Annotated in this window: 4 protein-coding genes and 2 tRNA genes; 1 reads left to right on the forward strand and 5 read right to left on the reverse strand. The window is 43.2% G+C overall.

Annotated features, from left to right (window positions below; all coding sequences use genetic code 11):
- Positions 1-334: 334 nt before the first annotated feature.
- The 4 genes from fsa to KPX09_RS04130 form a co-directional block, all read right to left on the reverse strand.
- A complete protein-coding gene (gene fsa / locus KPX09_RS04115; RefSeq protein ID WP_249549122.1) occupies positions 335-991 on the reverse strand; it encodes a fructose-6-phosphate aldolase in 657 nt (218 codons plus the stop codon).
- Complete coding sequence (locus KPX09_RS04120; RefSeq protein ID WP_249549123.1) at positions 988-1,374, reverse strand: hypothetical protein; 387 nt, start codon at positions 1,372-1,374, stop codon at positions 988-990. The genes fsa and KPX09_RS04120 overlap by 4 nt, the downstream gene beginning before the upstream one ends.
- Positions 1,375-1,465: 91 nt before the next feature.
- The gene (gene atpD, locus KPX09_RS04125; RefSeq protein WP_249549124.1) at positions 1,466-2,935 is read right to left on the reverse strand and encodes a F0F1 ATP synthase subunit beta; all 1,470 of its coding nucleotides are present in this window, start codon (positions 2,933-2,935) and stop codon (positions 1,466-1,468) included.
- A 71-nt stretch (positions 2,936-3,006) separates the two neighbouring features.
- Positions 3,007-3,089 (reverse strand) — tRNA-Leu (locus tag KPX09_RS04130).
- 271 nt (positions 3,090-3,360) lie between these two features.
- On the opposite strand from KPX09_RS04130, the gene mgtE reads away from it, so the two are divergent.
- On the forward strand, positions 3,361-4,806 hold the full coding sequence (mgtE, locus tag KPX09_RS04135; protein WP_410518480.1) for a magnesium transporter: 1,446 nt from the start codon (positions 3,361-3,363) through the stop codon (positions 4,804-4,806).
- 745 nt (positions 4,807-5,551) lie between these two features.
- Here the strand turns inward: mgtE and KPX09_RS04140 are convergent.
- A tRNA-Pro gene (locus KPX09_RS04140) sits at positions 5,552-5,625 on the reverse strand.
- Positions 5,626-6,031: the final 406 nt, after the last annotated feature.

Below are 6,031 nucleotides of genomic sequence, written 5' to 3' on the forward strand. Positions count from 1 at the left end.
AATTGTTGTACCATAACAGTAGTACGCTACAAACAACCAGTATACAGCACATAAGACCTAGACAGCACGAGATATAACACTACTCTACCACCAGTGAGATATAACTCGAAGTACAGATCAGGCCTTTACCTCAGCACCCCTAGATATACCCATCCTACTCTATCTACTTCTTAAGAAAAAAGAAAATGTAGTCATATCTCCATCTAAGTCCAAGCACACACCCCGGAAAGGTAAGCCAACCTAACGATAGCAAATCAATTGTCACACAAGGACATCTCGAGCTATGAATCTCTAGTAAAGTAGTAGAAAAAAAGCGCTATCACTTTCCATTGCTTCAAAAGATGGACCTCCCACTCACTTCCCAGGATTTAAGAAAGTCACCCAATCCCTTATCGGTCAACGGGTGTAGAAATAGCTGCTTAAAAACAGACACCGGTACCGTAGCAACCTCAGCGCCAGCCCTCGCAGCCTCTAAAACATGCATAGGACCCCGCACTGAAGCAGCAAGAACCTGCGTCTCAAAACCATAATTACTATATACACATCGTATATCTCTTATCAACGCCGCCCCATCTCCCCCCAGGTCATCTATCCTGCCCATAAACGGAGAAACGTAAGTAGCACCCGCTTTCGCAGCCATTAACGCTTGAGTCGCCGAAAAACACAGCGTCACATTCACCTTTATACCATGCTCTCTCGCGAGAATGTTACATGCACATATACCATCAAAGGTCAACGGCAATTTTACTACGACATTTTTAGCGATTTTAGCCAGCTTTAGCCCCTCAGCGACCATATCGTCAGCATCAACGGAAACAACCTCCACACTGACATCCCCAGGCACAAGCCCGCATATTTCCTCAAGCAACTCCCTATACGGTTTCTCAGACTTTGATAATAATGCCGGATTAGTAGTAATACCGTCAACAGCACCGGTCTTGTAAAGCGTAGCCATACTATCTACATCTATCGTGTCCAAGAATATCTTCATGCTTTCAAGACCATATCAATAAACATCAAATCCCCTTTTGCAATCTCTGCAAGCAACCCAGCTCCATCAGCAGACTTCTTAATCTCTGCCCTAATACGCTCCAAGGCTTCCTTATTACTACTTCCGGCAAAAACTATAGCATCTGCTATAACTACGCATTCATTATCTTTCACAGTAAGTACAGCACTAGATACCAGCACCACAGTTTCCTCGCCTTTCTCATTTCGAAGGAGCAATGCCTGAGGAGGCAAGTCCATCACAGCCCCTTCATGATTCGCCATAACAACAAGCTCACCACTACCGGTTCGAGCAACAAGAGAACATATGCCTGCAAAACTACTCGTACAATCCGGCAAGACAAACTCTACGCTAAAGCTATCCATTAACAACCCTTACCACATTAACTACAAGTCCCAACACCAAAGTAAATCATAACTCCAAGACACATATTTCCTAACTTTCTTTGGGAAAAAATTATTTCAGAGTTTTTGCCTTCTCAACGGCAGCATCTATACCACCAACCATGTAAAATGCCGCTTCAGGCAGATCATCATACCGCCCTTCTACCAATCCTTTGAAACTACGTACTGTATCTTCCAATGACACAAAAACACCAGGATTACCCGTGAAGACTTCTGCTACATGGAACGGCTGCGATAAAAACCTCTGAATTTTCCGAGCCCTAGCAACCAATATTTTGTCCTCCTGAGATAACTCATCCATACCAAGTATCGCAATGATGTCCTGAAGAGACTTATACGTCTGCAGAATACGCTGAACCTCTCTAGCAACCTCATAGTGCTCGGCACCAACTACATCGACAGACAACGCCTGCGAAGTTGAATCTAAAGGATCCACTGCAGGGTATATACCGAGTTCCGAAATCTGCCTAGATAATACAGTAGTAGAATCGAGGTGCAGAAACGAAGTAGAAGGAGCTGGATCTGTCAAGTCATCCGCAGGGACGTATATAGCCTGAACAGAAGTAATTGACCCCTTATGAGTAGAAGTAATACGTTCCTGCATTGCTCCCATTTCAGAAGCTAATGTCGGCTGATACCCCACCGCAGACGGCACACGCCCAAGAAGCGCGGAAACCTCTGAACCAGACTGCGTAAACCTAAATACATTATCTACGAAAAACAGAACGTCCTGCCCTTCCACATCACGAAAATACTCAGCCATGGTTAATGCCGACAGCGCAACCCTCATTCTGGCACCAGGAGGCTCATTCATTTGCCCATACACAAGTACTGCTTGTGATTTTTCGCGCTCATCTTCATTAATTACTCCAGACTCCACCATCTCACGATACAAGTCGTTTCCTTCACGAGTACGCTCACCTACACCCGCAAAAACGGAGAAACCCTTATGTGCCCTAGCTATATTGCTTATCAACTCCATTATGAGAACAGTCTTTCCAACACCGGCTCCACCGAACAAACCTACCTTTCCACCCTTCAGATATGGAGCTAACAAATCAATTACTTTGATACCCGTTACCAAGACCTCAGTAGCAACTTTTTGCTCCGACAACTTTGGAGCATGAGCGTGGATAGCGTGATACTCGACATTTGCACCTACATCGCCAACTCCATCTATAGGCTCACCCAAAACATCAAAGACCCTACCCAACGTTTTACGTCCAACAGGAACAGAAATGGGCGAGCCAGTATTGATAAACTTATCCCCCCTAGATAGACCGTCGGTACTACCCATGGCAACACACCTAACAACCCCATCTCCGAGGTGCTGTGCTACTTCCAGAACCAACTGCTTTCCTTGGTAATCCTTTTCACTTCTCAAAGCATGTAAGATATCCGGCAGACCTCCGTGGGCAAACTCAACATCAACGACCGCAGGCATCACCCTGACAACTTCTCCAACACCTTCGCAGCCAGAATTCTGATTCACCTTACTAACTTCCTTTTTGACTTTCTTCATTCTATACCTAACCAAGAAGAGTTATCCACACGACAAAAACAGCCCACCGTAGGCATGCTAAAAACCAGATGTGCCCTTAGCCGGACTCGAACCAGCACACCCTCACGGGCAGTAGATTTTGAGTCTACCGCGTCTACCATTCCGCCATAAGGGCCGCATCAACGTACTGATACTACAATCTATTTTCTGCAAGTCAATCCCTACCTATATTGAAAACCCACGACATGTTTCTAGACCTTACCTTCTTATTGAAGTACATTTATACAGAAATTTGCCTAGTGTTAAGGTAGAACCTGCAGTTTTAAGTTTCTTGTATTCTATATACAATGTGTATGATGGTGTATGGCCAATATGCCAGTACCGGAGGAAGTTTATCGCGAGTACTTCCAATGGTGTATCGGCACATGATAGGCGCATGTAATTAGGTGCAAAAACTGGGAATTTCCCAATATACAAGGAAGGGAAAATGTGCTAGAAGAACTGTACGCTGCTTCACCATAATTGATGAAATTACCAGGCCTGCCATGTCGTACCATTTGTTGGATAAGAAGACTAGTGATTTTCTCATAGATGCGATAGAAGAGGAAAGAGCGGCGGATATTCGTGAGATTCTTGATAACGTTGATGGAGTGCAGCTTGCATCTTTCCTTCTTACCTCAACCATTAATCAAAGAAAAGGGCTTCTAAAATATGTTGGGGATGAGCTTGTTTCTGATACTCTGGTGCATCTCGTACCGGGACTGCGGCAGGAGGCTGTCAGTACTCTAGGTGTATCAAAAGTTGCAGCACTTATTGCCACCCTAGACAGCGAAGACATAGTTGTGGTGGTGGAAGACCTTAGTAAGGAGTACCAAGAAGACATACTGCGTCTACTTCCAGAAGAAAAACGTTTGCTTATTGGCGAGTTATTGTCATATCCAGAAAAAAGCGCCGGTAGGTTAATGCACAAGGACATTACTGTTGTTCCTGCACACTGGAGCATTCAACAGTTAACCACGTACCTTTGTGATAATGCTAAGCAAAATAGAAAATTTCATGAGATATTCGTAGTAAACCCTAAGTTGCAGCCCATAGGGATATTGTCTTTGGACGATGTGATAACGTCAAATAAGAGTTGTCTGGTCCAGCAATTGATGGACGAGGATATTAAGGTGATACGTCCAAGTACAAAACAAGAAGAAGTCTCAGAAATGTTCAGGCAGTACTCCTTATTGTCTGCGCCTGTTGTCGACAAAGAGGGTCGTATAATGGGATCTATTTTGGTGTACGACATAATAAACGTGGTACATGAGGAGGCGGAAGAGGATGCGCTTCATTTGGGGATGGTGTCTGATAGCGATATAAGTGCTCCGTTAATGAAGACAGTTTTTAGAAGAATGCCCTGGCTTCTAGTAAACCTATTGACGTCTACTGTAAGCTCTTTGGTGATAGGTTGGTTTAGCGATACGATAAAAAGCTTTGTGGCTTTATCAGTGATCATGCCTATGATTGCATCAATGAGCGGAAATTCCGGATTACAAGCTCTGGCCGTAACAGTACGCGCTTTGGCTACAAAACAGCTTACTTATAGAAATTCTAGGAGATTGCTACTAAAAGAGTTATGCGTAGGCCTTGTAAATGGGATAATAATTGCAGCAATAGCGTCTGTAGCTGTAGTGATTAGATTCAGAGATGTTTCTATAGAAGTGCTTTTTGCAATATCTATGATAATAACGTTTTCCATATCCACGTTATCCGGGGCGGCTGTTCCTATGCTGCTGAATTTTTTCAGGGCTGATCCCGCCATATCGTCCTCAATAATAGTGTGTGCGGCAAGCGATATAATGTCGTTTTTATTTTTCTTAGGGCTGGCAACGCTGTTCTTAATGTGATTACCTTTCATAAGGGAGAAGCTCTTCCAGAATACTGCAGAGTGTGCATTTTATGATACATGAGATTCCTTTTCCATATCCACGTTGTCTAGCTAGGCAGTTCTTGTGCTTTTGAATTTTTTCAGCGCTGACCACGCTATGTAGTCCACGATAATAGTGTTTACAGCAAGTCATATAGTGTATTTTATTCTTCTGAGGATTGGAGCTATTCTTATGTGATCACATTTTCCAAAGGGAGGATGGGACCTTTCCAGATAGTGACAGAATATGTATTGATGATACGGGTGATATTTTTCTCAAAGTAATAGGGGGATCTTATCTTGAGAAAACGTAGCATCCTTCAGTATTATGATGTATCTTCAAACTATATCATATTTTGAATTCAGGGTAGGGTACTCCTTCCTCAGTGTATTTCTCTGTCGATAATTGAGCGTTTTTTTGTAGAATAAATCGCATGAAAGGGGAAGTTTAAAAAAGGCGCGTGTTAAAAACTAGTGCCATTACGCAAAGCTCTCAACACTATGAAGTGCTTGGTACAAATTCATAAATATAGAAATCATCAAGGAATATCAAGACAATGAGAACGATCCGTACCGTATGTACCCAACCAGACTGATCCCCCATGCTGGGGGTACAAAACTCCCTTACTAAGGGCAAATACCCTAACCAGCACTGCTACATAGTGCCACAGTCACATAGATGGAAAGAGAAAAAAAGCATAAGACAGCACGCGACAGAAAACGCGTCGGGGTGGAGAGATTTGAACTCCCGACCCCTTGGTCCCAAACCAAGTGCGCTACCAAGCTGCGCCACACCCCGAGACCACGTCATGGTATAGCATACATGCTCTGGTGTCAAGAGCTCTACCAGTGGCTATGTAGCATTTCCTCATTAGTAAGTTTTCGGTAATTATGTGCTCCCTTAGTTTTTCTGTTATTATCCTGTTTTGAATACGCGTCTATATACGCTTATACCACAGTGTATACTGTTCCCAATACAGACATTATATGTGTGCAGCAGCTGCGATGTAATGTTGTTTTTATGATTCTTAGGGTATGAGCTATATCTAAAATGTTATCACCTTTCATATCATAAGGGAGTAGACCTTCTCAGTTTGGGTAAGAAGATGCATTTATGATGTATGGGTGATATTCCTTTTAAAGCTGCAGGGGATATCATCTTGAGAAAACGTTGCACCTTGCAAAACTATGATTAATACGCAAAC

The sequence above is a fragment of the Anaplasma phagocytophilum genome (assembly GCF_023476575.1).
Classification (GTDB): Bacteria; Pseudomonadota; Alphaproteobacteria; order Rickettsiales; family Anaplasmataceae; genus Anaplasma; species Anaplasma phagocytophilum_A.

Bases quoted from the DNA above. Each gene is read 5' to 3' on its own strand.
- fsa (WP_249549122.1), bottom strand. From the start codon at position 991: ATGAAGATATTCTTGGACACGATAGATGTAGATAGTATGGCTACGCTT.
- KPX09_RS04120 (WP_249549123.1), bottom strand. From the start codon at position 1,374: ATGGATAGCTTTAGCGTAGAGTTTGTCTTGCCGGATTGTACGAGTAGT.
- atpD (WP_249549124.1), bottom strand. From the start codon at position 2,935: ATGAAGAAAGTCAAAAAGGAAGTTAGTAAGGTGAATCAGAATTCTGGC.